Annotated in this window: 20 protein-coding genes and 1 tRNA gene; 10 read left to right on the top strand and 11 right to left on the bottom strand. The window is 33.6% G+C overall.

The genetic code is table 11. The features are described from left to right. Positions 1-11: 11 nt before the first annotated feature. From ACZZZI_RS16770 to ACZZZI_RS16745, 6 genes are all read right to left on the bottom strand, one after another. Positions 12-527, bottom strand: coding sequence for an outer membrane beta-barrel protein (locus ACZZZI_RS16770; RefSeq protein ID WP_316760405.1), 516 nt, complete (start codon positions 525-527; stop codon positions 12-14). Between the two features lie 124 nt (positions 528-651). Beyond that, a complete protein-coding gene (gene miaA, locus ACZZZI_RS16765) occupies positions 652-1,572 on the bottom strand; it encodes a tRNA (adenosine(37)-N6)-dimethylallyltransferase MiaA (RefSeq protein ID WP_463490121.1) in 921 nt (306 codons plus the stop codon). 1 nt (position 1,573) lies between these two features. Further along, entirely contained in the window at positions 1,574-2,377 is an 804-nt protein-coding gene (locus ACZZZI_RS16760; RefSeq protein WP_463490119.1) for a hypothetical protein, read from the bottom strand. A gap of 64 nt (positions 2,378-2,441) precedes the next feature. Beyond that, a complete protein-coding gene (locus ACZZZI_RS16755) occupies positions 2,442-2,804 on the bottom strand; it encodes a hypothetical protein (protein ID WP_463490117.1) in 363 nt (120 codons plus the stop codon). A 50-nt stretch (positions 2,805-2,854) separates the two neighbouring features. Next, complete coding sequence (locus ACZZZI_RS16750) at positions 2,855-3,946, bottom strand: MBL fold metallo-hydrolase (RefSeq protein WP_463490115.1); 1,092 nt, start codon at positions 3,944-3,946, stop codon at positions 2,855-2,857. 91 nt (positions 3,947-4,037) lie between these two features. Continuing rightward, positions 4,038-5,336 carry a DEAD/DEAH box helicase gene (locus tag ACZZZI_RS16745; protein WP_316760422.1) on the bottom strand — a complete coding sequence of 433 codons (1,299 nt, stop codon included), beginning with the start codon at positions 5,334-5,336 and terminating at the stop codon, positions 4,038-4,040. A gap of 352 nt (positions 5,337-5,688) precedes the next feature. Here ACZZZI_RS16745 and ACZZZI_RS16740 point away from each other — a divergent pair, with 352 nt between their 5' ends. The 3 genes from ACZZZI_RS16740 (at position 5,689) to ACZZZI_RS16730 (ending at position 7,356) form a co-directional block, all read left to right on the top strand. Then, positions 5,689-5,850 carry a hypothetical protein gene (locus tag ACZZZI_RS16740; RefSeq protein ID WP_463490113.1) on the top strand — a complete coding sequence of 54 codons (162 nt, stop codon included), beginning with the start codon at positions 5,689-5,691 and terminating at the stop codon, positions 5,848-5,850. A 7-nt stretch (positions 5,851-5,857) separates the two neighbouring features. Further along, positions 5,858-5,929 (top strand) — tRNA-Met (locus ACZZZI_RS16735). Between the two features lie 404 nt (positions 5,930-6,333). Continuing rightward, on the top strand, positions 6,334-7,356 hold the full coding sequence (locus ACZZZI_RS16730) for a S66 peptidase family protein (RefSeq protein WP_463490111.1): 1,023 nt from the start codon (positions 6,334-6,336) through the stop codon (positions 7,354-7,356). Positions 7,357-7,369: 13 nt separating this feature from the next. Here the strand turns inward: ACZZZI_RS16730 and ACZZZI_RS16725 are convergent, their stop codons facing one another. Continuing rightward, positions 7,370-8,044 carry a PepSY-associated TM helix domain-containing protein gene (locus ACZZZI_RS16725; RefSeq protein ID WP_463490109.1) on the bottom strand — a complete coding sequence of 225 codons (675 nt, stop codon included), beginning with the start codon at positions 8,042-8,044 and terminating at the stop codon, positions 7,370-7,372. Beyond that, entirely contained in the window at positions 8,025-9,536 is a 1,512-nt protein-coding gene (locus ACZZZI_RS16720) for a DUF2271 domain-containing protein (protein WP_344769022.1), read from the bottom strand. Before ACZZZI_RS16720 ends, ACZZZI_RS16725 begins: the two co-directional genes overlap by 20 nt. 520 nt (positions 9,537-10,056) lie before the next feature. Between ACZZZI_RS16720 and ACZZZI_RS16715 the strand changes: the two genes are divergently transcribed. The 6 genes from ACZZZI_RS16715 to ACZZZI_RS16690 all read left to right on the top strand — a co-directional run bounded on the left by ACZZZI_RS16715 (position 10,057) and on the right by ACZZZI_RS16690 (position 15,456). Further along, positions 10,057-11,202: a methionine aminotransferase gene (locus tag ACZZZI_RS16715; RefSeq protein WP_344769024.1), complete on the top strand. Its 1,146-nt coding sequence runs from the start codon at positions 10,057-10,059 to the stop codon at positions 11,200-11,202. Positions 11,203-11,223: 21 nt separating this feature from the next. Continuing rightward, positions 11,224-12,027 carry a nitrilase family protein gene (locus tag ACZZZI_RS16710; RefSeq protein ID WP_316760440.1) on the top strand — a complete coding sequence of 268 codons (804 nt, stop codon included), beginning with the start codon at positions 11,224-11,226 and terminating at the stop codon, positions 12,025-12,027. Positions 12,028-12,080: 53 nt separating this feature from the next. After that, a complete protein-coding gene (locus tag ACZZZI_RS16705; RefSeq protein WP_316760442.1) occupies positions 12,081-13,115 on the top strand; it encodes a N(4)-(beta-N-acetylglucosaminyl)-L-asparaginase in 1,035 nt (344 codons plus the stop codon). Between the two features lie 47 nt (positions 13,116-13,162). After that, positions 13,163-14,038, top strand: coding sequence for a YegJ family protein (locus ACZZZI_RS16700; RefSeq protein ID WP_344769027.1), 876 nt, complete (start codon positions 13,163-13,165; stop codon positions 14,036-14,038). Positions 14,039-14,040: 2 nt separating this feature from the next. Next, positions 14,041-14,784: a copper homeostasis protein CutC gene (locus ACZZZI_RS16695; RefSeq protein WP_344769028.1), complete on the top strand. Its 744-nt coding sequence runs from the start codon at positions 14,041-14,043 to the stop codon at positions 14,782-14,784. Between the two features lie 147 nt (positions 14,785-14,931). Further along, positions 14,932-15,456 (top strand): hypothetical protein, encoded by a 525-nt coding sequence (locus ACZZZI_RS16690; RefSeq protein ID WP_344769030.1) that lies wholly within the window; start codon positions 14,932-14,934, stop codon positions 15,454-15,456. 37 nt (positions 15,457-15,493) lie between these two features. On the opposite strand, the gene ACZZZI_RS16685 is transcribed toward ACZZZI_RS16690, so the two are convergent. The 3 genes from ACZZZI_RS16685 to ACZZZI_RS16675 form a co-directional block, all read right to left on the bottom strand. After that, positions 15,494-15,892, bottom strand: coding sequence for a DUF983 domain-containing protein (locus ACZZZI_RS16685; protein WP_344769031.1), 399 nt, complete (start codon positions 15,890-15,892; stop codon positions 15,494-15,496). A 112-nt stretch (positions 15,893-16,004) separates the two neighbouring features. Continuing rightward, positions 16,005-16,586: a Crp/Fnr family transcriptional regulator gene (locus ACZZZI_RS16680; protein ID WP_316760457.1), complete on the bottom strand. Its 582-nt coding sequence runs from the start codon at positions 16,584-16,586 to the stop codon at positions 16,005-16,007. A 19-nt stretch (positions 16,587-16,605) separates the two neighbouring features. Then, positions 16,606-17,592, bottom strand: coding sequence for a D-alanine--D-alanine ligase (locus ACZZZI_RS16675; RefSeq protein ID WP_344769034.1), 987 nt, complete (start codon positions 17,590-17,592; stop codon positions 16,606-16,608). A 169-nt stretch (positions 17,593-17,761) separates the two neighbouring features. On the opposite strand from ACZZZI_RS16675, the gene ACZZZI_RS16670 reads away from it, so the two are divergent. Further along, complete coding sequence (locus ACZZZI_RS16670; protein ID WP_316760462.1) at positions 17,762-18,532, top strand: PASTA domain-containing protein; 771 nt, start codon at positions 17,762-17,764, stop codon at positions 18,530-18,532. Positions 18,533-18,535: the final 3 nt, after the last annotated feature.

Genomic DNA, 18,535 nt, shown 5'->3' with positions numbered 1-18,535 from the left:
TTGAAGCTTTTCTATAAACCAAATCCATAAGCTAAACGCAAGCCGAAGAAGCCTGTACTAGTGCTATTTTGAGCAAGACCTTCGTATTTAACTCCTAAATCTAAACCATTGCTCCAAGCGTAACCAACTGCTGGAGAATAAACGAAAGAAGTTCCGCTACCCGATTTTGTTCCGAAACCAGCACCTAGTTCTGCTAAACCATAAATACCTGAACCTGATGGATCGAAAAAGTATTTAGCACCTACTTTTACTGGAATGTATCCATAACTAGGGAAATCAACACCAGTATTGCCAATTTCTTTACCACTTAAATGAGTATAACCAGCAGTTACAGGAATTGATAATTGTTTATCCACATCAAATTGATATCTTAAATCTGCACCTAATGCAACGCTGTAAGCATCGCTTGTTGGAATACCAGCTGTTATTCCTATTCCTAATTTTTGAGATTGAGCATTTACACTGGTTGTAAAGAATAATGCTACTGCAGCTGCTGAAGTAGCAATGATTTTAGTAATTGTTTTCATTATAAAGTATATTTTTGAGTTAATCAATATGTGACAACAAATACAAAACCTATGCCAAATAAGTCTTTTTACCTTATTTAATTAGACAAAAACGTCATATTTAACTCACAAAAATCTTATTTAATTACTTTGAAACCTTTTCGAGAATTTGTTGTTTTAGCAGGTTGAGTGGTGCTGATGCATCGAGCCAATTTATTAATACTCCATCTTTTTCCATCTTTCTAAAAAAAGTATTTTGTCTTTTTGCAAACTGGCAAATTGCAATCCCTAATTTCATTGTCAATTCATCAAAACTTAACTCACCAGATAAATGGCTTACAATAAATTTGTATTCCAAGCCATAAAAAACTAATATTTCTTTACTTATCCCCTGCGCTAATAAATTTTGAACCTCCTCAATCATTCCATTTTGTAATCTGGTATCTAACCGTTTCAAAATATTAGATCTCGTTATCTCAACTTTGTTTTTAAGTCCGAAAATTATCGGCTTAATTTCAGGTCTTTCAACAATTTCCAGCTTATTGTATTTTAAGTATTCTGCTATTTCAATCGCCCTGATAAGTCTTTTCTTTGATGATAAATCTACACTTGAAGCAGAATCAGATTGATATTTACTCAACACATTAACTAATTCATCTTTAGATAAAAACTCTAACTCGTTTCGGAAATTAATATTTACAGGAACAGCTGTATAGTTTTGATTTTGTAAGAGGCTGTGGATATACATTCCAGTTCCGCCACAAAGAATAGGTTTTTTCTCCTTTTCTATAATGGATTGAAAAGCTTTGTAGAAATCGTTTTTAAATGCATCAACATGGTATCTTTCACCTGGTTCAAGAATATCAATTAAATGATGTGGAATAATTTTATCACCAATTAAATATTCATTCAAATCTTTACCAGTACCAATATCCATTTGTTTAAAAATCTGACGGCTATCGGCGCTAATAATTTCTCCATCGAGTTCATTAGCCATTTCAACAGCCAATTTTGTTTTACCAGATGCTGTGGCCCCTAAAATAATAAGTAACGAATTATCGGGCATATCAGAATTTTAAGATGAATTTTATGCTCCCTGTATTAAAGACTTGGCGATTTTTTGTTTCCTGAGAACCTTTATTTAAGCTACGATTTAAATCTTCATCCAAATTAAAATATTGAGGTTCGATCACATCAACCTGGTTAAAATTTAGTTTATAATAAGCTGCTCCAGTAGACCAGTCTTTATCAGCATATGTCATTAAATCATTAGGTTTTAATAATAATGATAAATGCTTAATTAATTTACTTAAACCACCAGTAATCGAAAAACCGCCTTTTACAGCAAACCTGATCAACTCAATCGATTTATAATTTTCTGTATGATTCATTTTCCGAAGTGCTGAAAATGTTGCGACAGCTAAAAGTTCATCATTTACAAAAAGACCAAATTTATACCTGCTACTTACAGCGCTTTGCAAATGGTTTTCATTTAAAAACAAATCGGCAGTAGGTTTATCGAGTTTTAAAACTTTGGTTTTCCGACCATGAATTCGCTTATTTTTACCCGAAAGCGAAAGAATTCGATTTAAAACTTGTCGAGGTTTTTTACTCCACACATCTTCCCAAATATTGATAAATTTTAAACACTTATCTTTATTAAGGTTTTGCAGCAAAATAAATTCCTGCGGTGTAAAATTATTATCAATATCGATCAGGTTGATAATAACTTGATGTTCTGTAAGTAAAACGAATGTGAAATCTTTATCATATTTCAAGTCAAAAGCGATATTATTTTCTGTTAGTCCAGCTAAAAAATTGCTACGCCATTTAGTTATCGATAGCTTTGAATGTAATATAATATTATCCAATTAAATTTTTGTTAGGCAAGTTTAGTACTCATCCGCAAATTTAACTGTTCATATTTATAATCGACTAAATCCACTCGTTTTCTTTGAAATTAACATGAGCAATCTCAACCAAGGTATTAACGTCTTTATGCTGCTCATTTGTTAATTCTGATATTTTTATTCCCGCCTTATTATCACCAAAATCGCTCAAATTTAAGTCAGAGTTATTTAAGTTGGTCGTATTCAGCTTCAATTCAATATTTTCGCCATTAATGTAAATGCCAACAAAAAAACGTTCAGTAACTTTTTCTTCTGTGGTTTCAATATTTTTCTCACTATATAAATCGTAACCAGTTTCTGAATTTTCGTGAACGGTGTATCCTCTAGAAGCATAAGGTTGTAAATCGGCTCTAATGGTCTGAAAAATTTCTACAAGGTTGGTTTTCATAATTTACAGTTTAAAATAATAAACACAATCAGTAAGATATTGTTTATTATTTAATCTAACCACCACTTATTAGTAGGAAAATCTTGATTCAAAATAACTGTTTCACCCAATTTAGGTGTTATAATTTTAACGTCTTTTTTTTCTGCGGCAAGAGTAACCCTTTTAATTGGCTCATCCCACGGATGAAGCGCTAAGCTAAACTTGCCCCAGTGTACTGGCATTAAAATTTTGGCATTTAAATCAATAGCAGCTTGAACTGTTTCTTCTGGAAACATATGAATATAAGGCCAAAGCTCATTGTATTGGCCACATTCTAGCAGCGCAATATCAAACGGACCATATTCCTTACCTATTTCCGAAAAATGTGTATCGTAGCCAGAGTCTCCACCTAAAAATAGTTTATAGTTTTCGGTTTTTAAAACAAATGCCGACCAAAGAGTTTGATTTCGCTTAAATTTTCTTCCAGTAAAATGACGGGCTGGAACAGCCGTAAAATTAAGTTTATCAAAAACATTTAAGCTTTGATTCCAGCAAAGTTCATTTATTTTATTAGAGCTTATACCCCATTTTTCTAAATGCGAGCCTACTCCTATCGAGGCAACGATTGTTTTGGCTTGTGGTGCAATTTTTATAATACTTTGGTAATCGAGGTGATCGTAATGATCGTGAGTAATTAATAACACATCGATATTCAAAAAATCACCTGCCTTAACAAAGTCAGTTCCTTTAAAGTTTTTGCTACCGATAAACGAAAAAGGCGAAGGCGTTTTACTGAAAACAGGATCTACCAGAATTCGTTTTCCATCAACTTTAATAAGGTAAGAAGAGTGTCCAAACCAAATAATTTCGGGTGCATTACTTTTTGCATCCGTATTTAAATCAGGTTTAACAAAAGGTAAAGGTTTTAATGGAACTTTATTTGGTTCTTTATGAAATAGAAAAACGGAAAGAACCTTAAAAAAACTCACCCCTTCGGGCTGCATTGGTGTAATGGATAAGTTCTGTAATGCTCGATCGCGGTAATTGGCTAAGTTCCGAATCGAATTTAACCTTGCACCTTTAGGAAGCCTTCCAAAAACAGGTAAGTTGGTAATAACAAAAAAAAACAGGACGAAAATTACTAGGATATAAACAGTTATCATGGTTAATTTAAATATTCGGCTAAATTAGGTGGAAAAATTAAAAACAAAAAAATCCGATTATTGCTAATCGGATTTTTATTTGAATGCTTATTTAAGATAAGCCTTTTTTATTTTTATAAGTCATTTTGGCTTTTGTACCAGCGCTGTAATTATAGTTTTTCAAATTACTTGCTTTCTTTTCATGAAATGCAGCACCACGTTCAGAAGTATCTTCTTCTTCAGCACCTTTCTTTTTCTTAGGTTTAGATGCAGCATCTACAATCTTTAAATCCTCAGGCAGTTCCATTAAATCCATTCGTTGTCCAATTGCCTGTTCAATTTTTTTAACCTCAATAAGCTCAATATCAGTAGAAAAAGTTATTGCAACCACTTCTTCATCGTTATGCTTAACAATACGTTGAATTAAAGTTTCCTTTTGTTCTGGTAATTCTAAATGAATTATAAAAGGAATGCCTTGAATATCTAAATCGGTTAAGTTTTCATTGGCAACAATTAAAACTCTGGCTTCTGGATTTGCCTTAAAATCTTCGATGTCATCGTAACCCTTATCATCAAAAAACAATGAACGATAAATGCTGTACTCTTCCTCGTTAGTATGGTTAAAATTTTTATAAACAGTTTGAGCTGTTAAACGCGTATTTACGAAAACTACAACTTTGTCAAAAAACTCTACATCGTTAAGTAATAAGGTTAACAGGTTTAGTTTTGTTCTAAAATTTGGCACCTGATATAACATTTGCTGATAAACCTCAGCTTGTTTTTCGCCAATTTCATCAACTTCGATAGTAGCTGTAGAATCCTTCATAAATGGAGAAATCATGTGATTAAGCTTTTCGTGCAAAACCTCAGTAAACACAACGTGTTGAGACTTATATGCACTCTTTGCCAATTCTACAACTGGTAATTGAAGACCTTTTTTTATAATCAGTTCAGCATTATCAACAATAAATAATTGAATTTTATTAGTGTTAAGCGCTAATTTTAAATATAAAGCACGAGCTCGGTCTGGCACTGCAACAATAATATCGCAACCATCGGTAATCTCGTTCATTTGAGTATCTACTGCACCACGACTGTCAATCCCTAAAATTCGGAAGGTATTGTTGCGATTTAAAAGCTTAAATTGCTCCAAAACATGATCTACATGTTCAGCATCTGGCACTAAAATTATTGCTCTTGGTGCTTCCTCAAATGCATATTTCAACTTCATTAAAGTAGCTAAAACATAAGTTGTTGTTTTTCCCGAACCCTCTGGTCCCACCGCTATAACATCCTGACCACCTAAAATACGCGACATAGTTTTAGCTTGGATTTCCTTTGGAGTTAAAAATCCTGCATCAGTCATGGCTGCAATAAGTGGTTTGCTTAGTTTTAATTTATCTAAAGACACTGCTTAAATTTTAATGTTTGAAAATACAAATATCCTCAAAATAATTAGCTTTTAAGAAATTGAATTTAAAGGTTTGGAAATGAACGTCGCTAATTCTTAGATACTTCAGTCCTGCTATCCATTATTTCCGATGAAAAATCAGAATCATTTCTATCAGGTTTAGCTAACTTAAACCGCTACTTTTAATACAAAAATGAAAATATTAAAAAATTAACAAAGTGAATTACAGTTAATTAAACAGAAAATCAAAATAATAACTACTAAATCTATAGATTTTATATACAAATTAATATATTTGCTCAACATTAATCAATAACTAAATAAGTATGTTAAACAATTAAACGTTAAAATCATGTCAATCTATTTTCAATATCCAACCATAAATGAATATCCAGATTTAGCTAATCCGCTAAAAATAGAGAAAATTGAAGTAAACAATAAAGATAATGAAGGTAGCATTAATTTACTTCAGTTAGAGGAATTAAAGGATTTCTTAGCGTTAAAACCAGTTTAGCATAAATGGCCAGTTGACCGATTGGAAGGTTGAAGTTTCATAAACTTTTAAATGTTGGTTCGAATCCATCACTAGGCCGCTAAGTGTTTCTCATATACACTTATCCTGATTCTGCTCAATCAGGTAAGATTTGGTTATCTTATATTTGTTTTGTTGTTAGCAAAGGCTATCCGCGATGGATAGCCTTAACTTTTTCTGAAAATCATAATGCTCTCCGAAATGTAGAAATGCTAGTAATCCATATTTTAATATCTAAGATTTCCCAGTTATAATACACATCAAACAAAATAAAATAAAAAAAATTAAAATTCTAAAAACTTTTTAATCCTTTCATGGTTATCTATATAATTCACATTATACTAATCTTTTACAGATTAATTTGTTTGGTTTAAAAAGGGGATTTATGGATATAAATCCCTTTTCTTTTTTGCGAAATTTTTAAATCATATATTCGCTTCTATAACCTAACATTTTCAAGTTTTAATGAATAGAAAATATTTCCTTTCCTCATTTATTGCAGCTACAACGGTTTTACCTGCATTTAAAAGTTTAGCTTATGCCGTTGAAAATGAAAATCCATCATTCAAAATCCCGCCCTATTTAAAACAAGGCGATACAATTGGTATAACTAGTCCTGCGGGCTATATTACTTTAGAGCAAGTTCAGCCATCGGTTTTACAAATGCAAAATTGGGGGTTTACTATAAAAATTGGTGCCACTATTGGAAAACGTGATTACACCTATGGAGGTACCGATGAAGAACGTTTAGCTGATTTCCAACAAATGCTTGATGACCCAAACATTAAAGCCATTATGTGTGCCCGAGGTGGTTATGGGTTTGTTAGGATAATTGATAAGCTAGATTTTACCGCCTTTAAACGTAATCCAAAATGGATAATCGGTTTTAGTGATATTACGGTTCTACATTGCCATTTGGCTAAAAATTATGGGATATCCTCTATTCACTCGAAAATGTGTAACAGCTTTCCTGATGATTGGTCCAAAGCAGAACCGATTCAAATTGACACCATTCTATCTATAAAAAATGCTTTAATTGGCGAGCAGATGAATTACACAGCTTCTTTTAACACCAGCAATCGTTTAGGAAAAGCCGATGGGATTTTAGTTGGTGGCAATTTAAGTATTATCGAAACCTTGGCTGGAAGTGATTCTGATTTAGACACACGGGGAAAAATTTTATTTATTGAAGATACAGGTGAATACTTGTATAGTATTGATAGAATGATGTGGAATTTAAAGCGTAGTGGTAAATTAAAAAACTTAAAAGGTTTAATAATTGGTGGCTTTAAAGTTAAGCCAGATGATGTTGGAGAAGAATTTGGCAAAACAATTTATGATATTGTTTTGGAGAAGATAAAGGAATACAAATACCCAGTAACTTTCGATTTCCCTGTTGGCCATCAACGCAATAATTTCGCTTTAAAATGTGGTGTAAATCATATTTTAGAAGTTACTGAAACAGGTTCTATTCTGAAAAGTCTTTAAATCAAACAGAAATTTAAGGAACAAACAACTTCCAGATTAAATAGCAAGCTAAAGTTCCAACAGCAGCGATAATAAAGCCACTTAATCTTTTCTTTTTTATAAAACAGATTAAGATTATGCCTGATATTGAAACCAAGGTCATCAGCACCGCCGAAATATCAATAATCCACGACCAGGCTTTACCAGAATCGCGGCCCTTATGTAAATCGTTAATTACTGCAACTGCACCAAAACGCGTTACTGTTAATTCATATTTGCCAGTTTCCCGATCAATAAAAGAATCGGCCAAATAACCTGGACCATTAAAGGTTAAGCTTAGTTCGCTATCATCTATTCTAAAATCGCTTAAAGCACCTTTAACTTCATGTTTACTTCTTAAAAACTCAACAATTTGCAATTTATTAATTTTGTTTGTATCAAGTTGGTTAACCCATTTGATGTTTACATTTCCAGAATCTTTAGTCACTACTTCTTTACCTGAAGTAAACCAATCGGCGTGATTTAACGTTAGTCCAGAAACGGCAAAGAATAAAAGAATGGTAAAACTTACCATCGATAAATAAATATGTAACCAGCGGGATAAGCCTGCAAATCGCTTTTTACCCTTACCGTTTCCAGCTTGTTTTTTAACTGGTTTTTTACCTAAACCTGCTGGCGCAGAAACGATATTATTTTTTTCTGTAGTCAAGAGATGCTGATGTAAGTTCTGTGTTTGGGGTTAATTCGAATTTTTGAGCGGTACCAGTAAATTTCATTTGCTTAGATATTATTTGATAAGTTCCATGTTCGCGGGCAACTTCGATATAAACCGTATAACTACCAGCCTTTACTAAATTTCCAGCGTCATCTTTACCATCCCAAGATAAGCTGTATTTACCTGGCCCACGCGTTGCAGAACTTGTAGAACTTAATACACTATTTTCTTTTTTAAATTCTTCACCATTTGTACGATTCCAAGATTTTAAATCGGGTAACCAACGTGGTTTATTATACCAAATAGCCAAATTACGAACTGGCTTTTTAGCCGCATCTTCTACCCATACAGCCACAAAAGGGCGGCGTGTACGGCGACCATCCGCCGATTCTATATTTGCCAATTCTAAATTAACAAGCAATTCGAACTTGGTGTTCCAAAGTTTATCCGCTTTGCTGCTAGTTAAAGCAACTTTAGGTTTTTCTGTTTTAACCTCGTATTTGGTCCAGTCTTTACTTCTAATCTCTTCACCATTTTTGGTAACCAGTAAATACGCAACATCATTTCTGGCAGCTACCAATTTTTCAATTTCATTAACCGATAAAACGTTAAAAGAAGTAGCCAAAGCACCTGCTTCGCTTGCATTTGCGGCAATTACAGTAGCGCTAATTATTTCAGAAACAGGGTTTCCTGTTCGTGGATCTACAATGTGCGAATACCATTTGCCATTTACATTGTAACCTCTACGGTAGTTTCCACTGGTGGCTACAGCCATGTTCGATACTTGTATGGTCGTTAAAGCGGCGTCATTTTCAGCATCGGCTTTCGGATTTGCAACTTGAATTCGTTCAGTATTGCTACCTTTTACAACCATATCGCCACCAATATTTACCACTACATTTTCAATACCAGCAGAAGTAAATGCTTTTTCTGCTGCTTTATTAATAATGTAGCTTTTAGCAAAAGAATTTAAAGCTAATGGTGCGTCATCCAATCGGGTTACAGTTTTATTTTCAAAGTTTAAAGTATAATGTTTTTGCTTTACAGTAGCCACCGCATGCTGCAATTCAGTAACAGATGGCAAAATATTTTCTATTGCCGCTTTTTTCCAAACTTTCGAAATTACTTCTGCTGAAGCATCTACAGCGCCATTTGTAATGCCTTTGTAGTTTTCAAACTGTTGCAAAACTTCAAATAAATCGTTCGAAATCTTTGTGGTTTGCTTACCGCTCTGCATCCATTTGCTAAATTCACTAGTCTTTTTGTATGCGCTTAAAATATTATCCAATCTATCAATTTCATTCAAAGCAATGTTTTCTGCAACATCTGCATCTGTTTGGTTTGCAGCCTTAAATTTCAATTCTAAAGATGTTCCTAAAACATTTTCAAAATTAGATACAAAAGTTTTAGTGGCTTTTTTTGGGTTAACAAACGCTGAAAATGTGATAGCCAGCAAGAAAATGGCTACAATGTGCTTAAATTTCATATTTGAACATATTTTATTTAAAGGCAAAGAAAAATTTTATTTGGATTAATTAAGAATAGTGAACAAATTATATTAAAAATAATACATGTAATATGATTTGAAAATTTATGCCTCAATTTAATCGGAAACTACACTCCCGCTTTTTGTTTCAACAAAAGCAGAAAAAGCTTTTGGTTTCCACTACAATCGGGTTTATAAACTTTGGATTGTGATTCTTTTGAAAGGTTTAATTGCTGATTGTAGAAGTTTTTATAGCAAACTATTTTTTGTAACCACAGATAGGTTTACAAATTTAGTTTTTTAAACCCGACAAAAACGGAAATACTTTTTGTTGCACATCTTCTATAATCCCAACTAACAATAGCAAAAAGATTGAAGTGTATGGCGGGACAACAGGAACCTATTGGCTACTGTAATTGCTTTTCAAAAAACATTACGATTATATAATAAGGTAGAAATGTAGGTTTAACCTTTTAGTGCGCTAATCTTTCAAGCTTTTTTTACTATTTTCGCTTATAACATGTTAAATATACAATCGAAACTTCCTGGCGTAAGTACAACCATTTTCTCGGTTATGTCTAAGCTTGCTACAGAATATAATGCAATTAATTTATCTCAGGGTTTCCCTGATTATCCTTGCGACCCGAAGCTTGTAGAGTTGGTTAATAAAGCCATGAAAGATGGATTTAACCAATATGCACCAATGCCAGGTTCGCCATTATTGCAGCAAAATATTGCCGAAAAGGTAGAAAAACTTTACAATGTAAAATATAATCCGAGTACAGAAATTACAGTTACTGCTGGTGGTACCCAAGCCATTTTTACAGCCTTAGCTACAATTATTAATAGCGGCGATGAAGTTATAATTTTTGAACCTGCTTACGATAGTTACGCACCAACAATTAGGCTTTTAGGTGGTTTAGTAAAAACATACGAACTTGCTCCGCCGAATTATTCGATTGATTGGGATATGGTTAAAAAGCTATTTACGGCCAATACCAGAATGATTATTTTAAACTCTCCGCAAAATCCAACTGGCAGTATTTTATCAGAAAATGATATGAATGCGCTTATTAAATTAATAAATGGAACCGATATTTTGATTCTGAGTGATGAAGTTTATGAGCATTTAATTTATGATGAACAAAAGCATCAAAGTGTTATGCTTTACCAAGAATTAAGGGAAAGAAGTTTTATTGTAGCATCGTTTGGTAAGCTTTTGCATGCTACTGGATGGAAATTAGGTTATTGCCTTGCACCCGAGAAGTTAACGAAAGAATTTAGGAAAGTACACCAATTTAATGTTTTTAGCGTTAATAGTGCAATGCAACAAGCCATTGCCGAGTACATTAAAGAACCAGCAAATTATACAGAAATCGGAACTTTCTTTCAAGAAAAGCGTGATTACTTTAGGGGGCTTTTAGCTGAGAGCCGATTTAAACTGCTACCTTGTAACGGCTCGTACTTTCAATGTGCAAGCTACAGCGATATCAGCGACGAAAAAGATACAGATTTTAGCATGAGGCTAATCAAAGAGTTTGGAGTTGCCACGATCCCTGTTTCGGCATTTTACCAAAAAGCAACAGACCATAAAATTATTCGTTTCTGCTTTGCTAAAGAAAAATCAACCCTGGCTTTGGCTGCAGAAAAATTAAAAAATGTTTAATCATCCCGCAAAACTAAACATATGGAAGCACCTGTTTACACTCAAATAGAAAACCTGAAAGTAACCATTTTTCAGGCTTATCTTTTTTGGGAAAACATAGAAAAAAATCTTGTAAACCTAGCCTTGCGCCTATCGATGGGTGTTAGGGAAAAAACAGACTTAATCATTTTACCAGAAATGTTTAATAGTGGTTTTAGCATGAACTCTGAAACGCTCGCCGAGGAAATGGGCGGACCAACTATGCAATGGATGCAAAAAATAGCGCACCAATATAATTGCGTAGTTACAGGCAGTTTGATTATTAAAGAAAACGGGCACTATTTTAACCGTTTAATTTGGATGAATCAGAATGGTGAACATGAGCACTATGATAAACGTCATTTGTTTGGTATGGGAGATGAAGATAAACACTTCAGCCCAGGTAAAGACAAACTAATTGTTGAACTTAAAGGTTGGAAAATAAGATTGGCGGTTTGTTATGATTTACGTTTTCCAGTTTGGTTGCGTAATGTTAACGAAGAATACGATATTTTACTTTTGGTAGCAAGCTGGCCCGATAAACGTTCTGCCCATTGGAAGGCCTTGATACCTGCCCGAGCAATAGAAAATCAAAGTTATGTTATTGGCGTAAATCGTGTCGGTCATGATGGAAATCAAGTTTATCATGGTGGCCATTCTATGGTAATCGATCCATATGGTAACACAGTTTACTACAAACCAGAAGATGAGGATATGTACACGGTTACCATTAACTACGAAGAATTAGTTAAAATTAGGCGCCAATTCCCTTTCTTAAAAGATGCCGATACTTTTAATATTAGTTAAAAGCAAAATTTAATTCCAAACCCTTACACAAACAAATAATTACTTATTACAAAATGTTTAACCGCCGTAAATTTATAAAAGCCTCTGCCCTTTCTGCGGGTTTATTAGCCATAGATAAGACAAGCATGGCTGATGCAATTCCTGAAAAACCTACTAAAGCTAAAAATTTTCCAATCGTAATTTCTACCTGGGATTTTGGTATTGCCGCAAATGCTGATGCATGGAAAGTGTTATCGAAAGGTGGAAGAGCTTTAGATGCCGTTGAACAAGGTGTTTGGGTGCCAGAAGCTGATGAAAAAAATCAATCTGTTGGTTATGGCGGTTTACCAGATCGAGACGGAAAAGTTACTTTAGATGCTTGCATTATGGATGAAAATGGCGATTGTGGTGCAGTTTTAGCATTAGAACACATTAAACATCCCATATCTGTTGCCCGAAAAGTAATGGAAAAAACGCCACACGTTATGCTAGCTGGAGATGGTGCATTACAATTTGCCTTAGAACAAGGATTTAAAAAAGAAAATTTACTTACCCCTGAAAGTGAAAAGGCTTGGAAAGAATGGCTGAAAACAGCTAAATATGAGCCTGTAATGAATATTGAGAATAAACTTTACGATAAAGCTGCTCCTCAAAAACTTCCAGGAAATCAGTACAATCACGATACTATTGGGATGCTAGCAATTGATGTTAAAGGAAATATATCGGGGGCTTGTACCACAAGCGGAATGGCTTATAAACTTCACGGCAGAATTGGCGATAGTCCTATTATTGGAGCTGGTTTATATATAGATAATGAAATTGGTGGTGCAACATCTACAGGCGTTGGCGAAGAGGTTGTACGTAATGTTGGTTCGTTTTTAGTAGTAGAACTTATGCGACAAGGTTATTCGCCAGAAGCGGCTTGTAAAGAAGCAGTTATGCGCATAATAAAGAAAAAACCAGAAACTGCGAAAAATATTCAGGTCGGTTTTCTAGCCATAAATAAAAAAGGCGAATATGGTGCTTATGCCATTCAGCAAGGGTTTAGCTATGCAGTTTGCAACGCTGAAAAACAAGACTTACTAATCAACGGAAAAAGTTATTACTAAATTATAAAATCATCCCAAATCAAATTATTAACCTTAAAAATTAAAAAATGGGATTATTATCTAAAATCTTTGGCAAAGAAAATGTCGAAGAGCGCAATGGTGAACCTGACATGGTTTACGTTCCGAATGAAGATGAACGTATGAACTGGGCAATTGAAAAAGCTAAATTAACCCTTTGGTATTTCGAACAAAGCCTTATTAGTCCTCAACCTCACCAGGTTTATTTCTCAATTAAAGTACACATAATTGATGGTGAAAATGGCGAGCATATTTGGTTAACCGAGCCTCATTTTGATGATGAAGGAAATCTTTTCGGAACAGTTGGAAACGAACCTGTAAATGTTAATACCGTAAAACTGAATCAGAAAATAGGCATAGATAGAAATTTAATTTCTGACTGGATGACCATTGAAAATGGAAAATTAATCGGTGGATATACGATTAGGGCTATTAGAGATGGTGTTCACGACAAAGAGAAAGCTGCATTCGATAATAGTATTGGTTTGTTTATTGACGAAGGGATTGACCATTTCAAAACCAATTTTGATACACCAGAAGGTGCAATACTTTCTCTCGAAAAAGCTTACAATGAAAAGAATTTAGATGCTGCAATTGCTTGTAAAGATTTTTATGAAGAAGCGAAAATGATGATTTCCGGCTTCAACACCAAATTAGATGAAGAAACAATACGAAGCACAGCCGAAGTTTTAGAGCTCTCGTTTATTAAAAATATTGAAGAATATGGCTTTCCGAATTTTGAAGAATTACAGAATGCTTTCGAGAGAGAAAAAATTGACGACAATCATTATATCATTACCGAAATCTGTTGGTTTCTAGATGGAGGAAAATCAATTCAAAAGCTTAATACTTTTAAATCAGCTACTGGATGGAAAGTTTTAGGGCCAATAAACGATAAAGAATAATAATGAACGGAATTTTAGAGGTTTGTGCAAATGGCTATGAATCGGCTTTAGCTGCACAAAATGGTGGAGCAAAACGAGTTGAATTTTGCGATAACCTGGCCGAAGGTGGAACGACACCAAGTTACGGTCAGATCGCATTTGCAAAGAAAAATTTAACGATAGAAATTTGGCCAATAATTCGCCCACGTGGTGGCGATTTTTTGTATTCTGATATAGAGTTCGAGTTAATGAAAGAAGATATAAAAATCTTTAAATCATTAAATTGCGATGGAATAGTTACAGGAATACTTAAAGCTGATGGTTCTATAAATAAAGAAAGAACTGCCGAACTAATTGAGCTTGCCAAGCCTATGAAAGTTGCATTTCATAGAGCTTTTGACATGAGCAATGATATGGAAGAAGCTTTAGAAGATTTAATTGATTTAGGAGTTGTTCGTATCCTTACTTCCGGCGGAGCTTCTTCTGCAATTGGTGGTGCTCAAAACTTAGCCAAGCTTGTAAAACAAGCAAACGAAAGAATCTCTATTATGCCTGGTGCGGGCATAAATCAAAATAACATTCAAGAACTAATAACTAAAACAGGTGCTACAAATTTCCATGCATCAGCCAAAATATTTATTCAAAGCAAAATGGCTTATCGCAATGCCGAAACAAAAATGGGCAGTATTGAAGATGAATATCAATATGAATTAACTTCAGAAGAAAAAGTTAAGGCATTGGTTGATGTTATTAATCAAATAAAATGATGAATCGTTTTATCTAATAATTATCTCCAAGTAATAAAAAAGGGAAATGCTTAGCATTTCCCTTTTTTATTATTAATTAATTTATTTAAATATTTAATTTTCAGATATTTAGTATATTTAATTAACCTTTCATATAAAACAAACAAAATGAAAAATTTATCTTTCTTATTATTTGCGGCAATATTTATTACCTCTTGCCAAACTAAAGAAACGAAATCAACTGCCTCTGTAAATACCGATACCACCAAGTATCCTTACACAATTAAAAAGATGCAAAGTTGGGAAATGAATTCAGATGTTAAAAACGCTCAGACCGCAATGGCACTAATCAAAACCTTTGAAAATTTAGACACGGCAGGTATGGGAAGAATTCTGGCAGATAGTGTTTCGTTTGATTTAGATGGTTATAAATTTAAAGGAACAAAGCCCGAATTTCTTAATCAGATACAAAGCGAATTTTCTAAAATGAGTGGTTTTAAAATCGAAATGCAAGATATGGAATCAGTGATAAATAAAGATAAAAGTGAAGAATGGGTAAGTCTTTGGTATAGCCAGGTTTCTACCACAAAAGATGGCAAAAGTGATACAGTTAGCTTGTACAACGATATAAAACTAAAAGATGGAAAAGTTTTTCGACTTTCAGAATATATACAACACCCTATGAAAAAATAAACTAATATATCCCTCCAAAGGGGACATATTTATAAAACTATTTTTTATCTCCACTTCCAGGAACATAACCCAAACCTGGTGTTAACCAATGTAATAAGATTACTCTCGAGTAACGGTAATTAATTGGAGATAGTAGAAAAACGCCAAATAAAATTAAACCAACATAATACCAAAGATTTTCGTAAACAAGCGCTAATCCTAAAATATACGAAGCCACTCCTATTGTAATAATTTCGGCAACATTCATTGCATAACTAACAAACATGGCTACATAGAAAAAGCCTGGTTCGCGTTCAAATTTCAAATTGCAGTATGGACAGTTTATATTAGTTTTTTGAAGTCTAAAAGCATAAGCACTACCCGTAAAAATATCACCTTTACGGCAACGTGGGCACTTGCATTGTAATACCGCCTGAAATTTTGTAAGCTCTGCCATGATTTTAATTGTTTAATAGTGCAAAGATAAGATAAGCAAATTCGTTAAAACATGACCTATGTCATATTTTAAAAACGATAAGAACTCAAGCTTTATCTTAATTAGAAAAATCTTAGCGTTTAATAATCTTCCCACTTTTTAAAACGAATAAATCTTTGCTGGCTAGTTGCTTTACAACACGTATTACAGTTTCCACTCTTAAGCCAGTCATATCAGCGAGATCTTGTCTGGTAACTTTAAGGCTTTCGCCAGTAGAAATATCAGCAAATAAAAAGCTAATTATTGTTTCCAATCTGTGTTCGGCCTTTTCGTTAGCAAGCTCTTCCAGCATCATCGATTTATAGAAAAGTCTTTTACTCAAAACCTTAATTAAATCCATACTAAATTCAGAATCATCTTTCAAGAGGTTGAAAAAATCCACCCTGTTAACTAGGATAATTTCAGAATTCTTACTAGCAATTGTGTAAGCCAAGTATGGTTTATTAATTAACAAGGCTGGTTCCCCAAAATATTGTCCCGTTTTAAAAACGCCTTGTATAAATTCCTTACCATCGTTGTTAACGGTAACCATTCTTATCTCGCCGCTTTTAATAAAATAAACAAATCTTGGTTGCATATCTGGCTCGTAGATTATCGTATCCTTTGGAAATTCTTTAACTGAATAACCTTTCTCTAAAAGCTGTTGAATATACATTAGCAATGTTATAAAAAAACTAACCTAAGGTTTCTTTCATTAATCCTGAATAAAATTCTTTTAATGAAATACCCATTGCAGCAACTTGTTGCGGAATAAAACTTGTAGCAGTTTGGCCAGGAATGGTATTTATTTCTATGAAATAAAACTTATTAGTTTCATGTTCAAGGAAATAATCTACACGCACAACACCTCTACAATTCAGTTTTTTATATACATCTTTTATAATTTGATGAACTCTTTGATACTCTTCATCACTCATACTACCTGGAGTAATTTCCTGCGTAGAACCTGGAGTGTATTTAGCTTCAAAATCGAAAAACTCGTTAGAAGGTATAACTTCGGTAGTAGGTAAAACGGTTATTGCTCCATTTGCGCTATAAACCCCAATCGAGAACTCCCGTCCGCTTACAAATTCTTCAATTAAAACTTGTGTATCTTCTTTAAAAGCCTTTTCAACTGCAGCGTCTAAATCATTTGCGTGTTTAACTTTGCTCATGCCAATACTGCTTCCACCGCTATTTGGTTTAACAAAATAAGGAAGTTTTAAATCTTGTTTGATTTGTGCTAAACTGTAATTTCCATCCTTAAATATTTGAACAGATTTGGCTACAAATAGATTATCAATATCACTTACAATTGCTTTCGTATAACCCTTATTCATTGTAATTGATGAAGTTAAAGCATCGCAGGTAGTATATGGAATGCTCAACATATCGAAATAACCCTGTAACTTACCATCTTCACCTGGCGAGCCATGAATGGCAATAAAAACTCCATCAAATTTTATTTTTCGTCCTTCTAATGTTAACGAAAAGTCGTTTTTATCTATATCAATTTTAACAGAATCGGCAGGTTCATAAAACCATCCCTTATCGTTTAGCATTATTTTGTAAACCTCGTATAAATTGGAATCAATATTTTGAGCAATTGTTGCTGCGCTTTTAACCGAAATTACCCATTCACCTGTGGTTCCGCCTGTTAACAATGCAATAGTTTTTTTCATGTCGATATAAATAGAAATTGAATATAAATATATCCTCAAAAATATAAATATCTTTGTGCAATATTTAATTTTGACGAACAGAATAACAAATGATTAACTTCAATCGTTCATTAAAACATTAATATAATTACATTTGAATTTACTGACTTAGCCCCATATTTTAAGATTCATGTCTAAATTTATAGATTATTTAAAAACCAAATCATTTAGAAATACCATTATAGCTGCAGCTATTACGGTATTTATACTCCTTCTAATAGCATTTTTTAGCTTAAGATTTTATACCAAACATGGGCAAGGGTTAAATGTACCGATGGTGAAAGGACTATCTTTTAGCGATGCTGTTGTGAAATTAGAAGAAGCTGGCTTAAAATATGAAGTTGATTCTGTTTTCATTTTAGATCAGCCTGCAGGTATTGTAATTGATCAGGATCCCGATCCAAATACTTTTGTAAAGGATAATCGTACAATCTATTTAACTATAAACGCGGGCAAAACCCCTAACACGAAGTTTCCAGATATTGCATTTAAAACTTTAAGAGAAGCACAAGCAATTATTGAAAGCTCGAGATTAAAACTTGGTGATACTACTTACAAAGCCGATGTAAGTCGTGATGTGGTTTTAGAGGCTTCTTTTGGTGGTCAACCTATCCAGGCCGGACAGACACTGCCAGTTGGCTCGAGTATTAGCCTGGTTTTGGGAGATGGTAGAGGAAATCAGGAAGTAGATATACCGCAATTGGTTGGCCTAACAATTGATGAAGCAAAATTTAGTTTAAAAGGTTCGGCTCTAACTTTGGGTAACATAATTTACGAAGGCGCAATAACAGATAGTTCAAATGCGGTAATTACCAAGCAAGATCCAATGCCTGCCGATTCGTTAACAAAGGTAACGATAGGTACAAAAATTAACATTACATTATCCAACAAGCAACTTTAAAAT

The sequence above is a fragment of the Pedobacter sp. AC190 genome, from assembly GCF_979258025.1.
Note: the sequence above shows the minus strand (reverse complement) of the source record. Positions and strands in the feature narration are given on the sequence as shown.

Coding starts and splice junctions, on each gene's coding strand:
- ACZZZI_RS16705 (WP_316760442.1), top strand. CDS start 12,081: ATGTTTAACCGCCGTAAATTTATAAAAGCCTCTGCCCTTTCTGCGGGT.
- ACZZZI_RS16670 (WP_316760462.1), top strand. CDS start 17,762: ATGTCTAAATTTATAGATTATTTAAAAACCAAATCATTTAGAAATACC.
- ACZZZI_RS16700 (WP_344769027.1), top strand. CDS start 13,163: ATGGGATTATTATCTAAAATCTTTGGCAAAGAAAATGTCGAAGAGCGC.
- ACZZZI_RS16680 (WP_316760457.1), bottom strand. CDS start 16,586: ATGTATATTCAACAGCTTTTAGAGAAAGGTTATTCAGTTAAAGAATTT.
- ACZZZI_RS16690 (WP_344769030.1), top strand. CDS start 14,932: ATGAAAAATTTATCTTTCTTATTATTTGCGGCAATATTTATTACCTCT.
- ACZZZI_RS16730 (WP_463490111.1), top strand. CDS start 6,334: ATGAATAGAAAATATTTCCTTTCCTCATTTATTGCAGCTACAACGGTT.
- ACZZZI_RS16770 (WP_316760405.1), bottom strand. CDS start 527: ATGAAAACAATTACTAAAATCATTGCTACTTCAGCAGCTGCAGTAGCA.
- ACZZZI_RS16740 (WP_463490113.1), top strand. CDS start 5,689: ATGTCAATCTATTTTCAATATCCAACCATAAATGAATATCCAGATTTA.
- ACZZZI_RS16685 (WP_344769031.1), bottom strand. CDS start 15,892: ATGGCAGAGCTTACAAAATTTCAGGCGGTATTACAATGCAAGTGCCCA.
- ACZZZI_RS16695 (WP_344769028.1), top strand. CDS start 14,041: ATGAACGGAATTTTAGAGGTTTGTGCAAATGGCTATGAATCGGCTTTA.
- ACZZZI_RS16715 (WP_344769024.1), top strand. CDS start 10,057: ATGTTAAATATACAATCGAAACTTCCTGGCGTAAGTACAACCATTTTC.
- ACZZZI_RS16720 (WP_344769022.1), bottom strand. CDS start 9,536: ATGAAATTTAAGCACATTGTAGCCATTTTCTTGCTGGCTATCACATTT.
- miaA (WP_463490121.1), bottom strand. CDS start 1,572: ATGCCCGATAATTCGTTACTTATTATTTTAGGGGCCACAGCATCTGGT.
- ACZZZI_RS16750 (WP_463490115.1), bottom strand. CDS start 3,946: ATGATAACTGTTTATATCCTAGTAATTTTCGTCCTGTTTTTTTTTGTT.
- ACZZZI_RS16710 (WP_316760440.1), top strand. CDS start 11,224: ATGGAAGCACCTGTTTACACTCAAATAGAAAACCTGAAAGTAACCATT.
- ACZZZI_RS16755 (WP_463490117.1), bottom strand. CDS start 2,804: ATGAAAACCAACCTTGTAGAAATTTTTCAGACCATTAGAGCCGATTTA.
- ACZZZI_RS16675 (WP_344769034.1), bottom strand. CDS start 17,592: ATGAAAAAAACTATTGCATTGTTAACAGGCGGAACCACAGGTGAATGG.